This is a genomic window from Gemmatimonadales bacterium, assembly GCA_030697825.1.
Taxonomy (GTDB): Bacteria; Gemmatimonadota; Gemmatimonadetes; order Gemmatimonadales; family JACORV01; genus JACORV01.
Genome location: JAUYOW010000087.1, coordinates 1 through 2114, shown reverse-complemented (window position 1 = coordinate 2114; position 2114 = coordinate 1). Strand labels below are relative to the sequence as shown.

Sequence of the window (2114 nt, the reverse complement as noted above, 5' to 3'; positions counted from 1 at the left end):
TCGGGGGGACGAAGCGCAGGACCTGCGCTAGCTCAGCGGGGCCGAGGTTGCAGGCTCAACCCGCACCGTGGGAAAGCGTACTTCGCCTGATCTGCGGCCGCTTGTCCTGGGGAGTGTCATGCACATGAGCCTCGGGATGGGAAGGGCCACTGCGTTCCTGCGCGTCGGTGCGTCTGTGCGCCTGTGCGTCTGTGCGCCTGTGCGGCTGTGCGGCTGTGCGGCTGTGCGGCTGTGCGGCTGTGCGGCTGTGCCCGCTGTTACGCGTACTCCCTCGCCACCAACCAGGCCCGCAGCGCCACCAAGGTGCGTTCTTCCGCGCGTGGCCCGCTGCCCAGCGTGCCTCGCTGGGTCTGAAGCTTGGCGAGCCTCGGAGCCGCGAGGGCTACCGCTTCCCGTGCCTGCGGTAGCGGCACCCCTACCAGCGCGTCCACCGCGTGCACGATGTCCAGGTTCCGCCATGACCCATCGGGCTTCTGGTTGAGCGCGAGGTGCTCGGAGAGGATCGGGAGCTGGGCGCGGAAGGGCAGCGGCGACCACGCGATCGCCGCCAGCGCGCCGACCGTCAGGGTCGGCTGCCACGGTCCGCCCCACGTGTCCCACATCTTGGGCATGGCGAGCAGGCTCCCCACATGACGCCGCACCAGCGTCCGCTCGTCCTGGCCGGCACGCAGCACCGACCGGAGGGCGAAGCACGAAGCCAGGAACCGCGACCCATGGTCCGACGTAACCGCCGCACCCGTGGTGAGGGTCAGCCGCGCGATAGTGCGGGACGAGGAGCGATAGGCGAAGAACCCGCCGATGCTATGCTCGCAGGTCTTGAGCTCGTGCCGTCGGGGTGTGCACCCCAAGCCGAAAGCGCCGTCCTTGTCCTGGCGGCCCAAGAGCCAACCGACCGGCTTGGTCACCCCCGCCGCCGTAGAGGCGAGTCCCAAGTCCATCAGCTCCCACACGTGCCAGGCGGTCTGAACCAAGTCGCCGGCGATGCTGCCGTCCGAGCGCACCTTGGCCCGCCGTTCCCGCAACAGGGTCTGGGTTAGCCGGTGATCGTCGGCGCCGGGGGCCTGGAGGAGCCGCCGGGCGACGACACCCGGGCGGGTCCGGCGTTCCGCGAAATACGCGGCCGCCCGCTCGATAGCTCGATGGACTGGATTCATGGCGCCGTAAAGTAGGGAGCGACTAGCCGAGCCGCCACGCGAGAATCGCCCCGGCCAGCAGGTACTTGACCACTCCCAGACAGAAAAGCCGGAGTTCCGGGCGTTCGGCAGAACGCAGTAACGCAGAACGCAGCCCGCGATCCGCTCCTGCGACCAGCGCCCCGAGAAGCAGGAACGCCAGGAACCATCCACCGTGGCCAATGGAGCCGAACCACAGGGCTGCCAGGAGCGTGAGGACCAGCGCCTCCGACAGGAGAACGAAGGCGGCCGCCCGGTTGAGCCGTCGACCGTTGCCGAGCCAGCCAGCCACCAGGAACAGGACCGCTACGGGCGCGAATCCAAGGAATACCGTCGGGAGGCTCACGATCGCCGCCACCCCGGACCGCGCAGCGCACGCCCCGGCCTTTCGCCGGTGACTCTTCCTTCGTCGAGCGTCAGGCGACCATTCACCATGACGTACCGTATCCCCTCCGATGGCCGGCTCGGATCTTCGAACGTGGCGCGGTCCATGACGGTCCCCGCATCGAACACCGTGATGTCCGCGAAGTACCCCTCACGCAGTAGTCCGCGCTCCGGAAGCCCCATCCGCTCGGCGGCCACACCGGTCATCTTCCGCACCGCGGCCTCCAGCGTCAGCGCGCGCTCCTCCCGCACGTAGCGGCCCAGGATCCGGGGGAAGGTCCCGTAGGCGCGGGGATGCACCTTCCGCAGGCCCAGCGGACCGTCCGGGGCCGTGGCGCCGAAGTCAGACCCGACACCTACCCACGGGGACGAGACCGCCGCCCGCACGTCCGGTTCGCTCATCGAGAAGAATGCGGCTCCCGTCTTTGCCCGGTCCGCCGCCAGCAGGTCGAAGAGAGCCTCGTACGGGTCGTGGTGCTCTTCCCGCGCGATGTCCGCGATGCGGCGGCCTTCGTACCGCCGCAACGTCGAGTCGAGGACGCTCAGCACGAGGACGCC

The 2114-nt window shown here is 69.5% G+C and carries 3 protein-coding genes; all 3 read right to left on the bottom strand.

The window, feature by feature from the left end; all coding sequences use genetic code 11:
* Nucleotides 1-257: 257 nt before the first annotated feature.
* Nucleotides 258-1154 carry a hypothetical protein gene (locus tag Q8Q85_04460; protein MDP3773498.1) on the bottom strand — a complete coding sequence of 299 codons (897 nt, stop codon included), beginning with the start codon at nt 1152-1154 and terminating at the stop codon, nt 258-260.
* Nucleotides 1155-1176: 22 nt separating this feature from the next.
* Nucleotides 1177-1518 carry a hypothetical protein gene (locus tag Q8Q85_04455; protein ID MDP3773497.1) on the bottom strand — a complete coding sequence of 114 codons (342 nt, stop codon included), beginning with the start codon at nt 1516-1518 and terminating at the stop codon, nt 1177-1179.
* Nucleotides 1515-2114: amidohydrolase family protein (locus tag Q8Q85_04450; protein MDP3773496.1), on the bottom strand; the 600-nt coding region annotated here is incomplete at its 5' end. The genes Q8Q85_04455 and Q8Q85_04450, both read right to left, overlap by 4 nt.

Excerpts from the sequence above, each read along its gene's own strand:
- Q8Q85_04460 (MDP3773498.1), bottom strand. The coding sequence starts at position 1,154 with ATGAATCCAGTCCATCGAGCTATCGAGCGGGCGGCCGCGTATTTCGCG.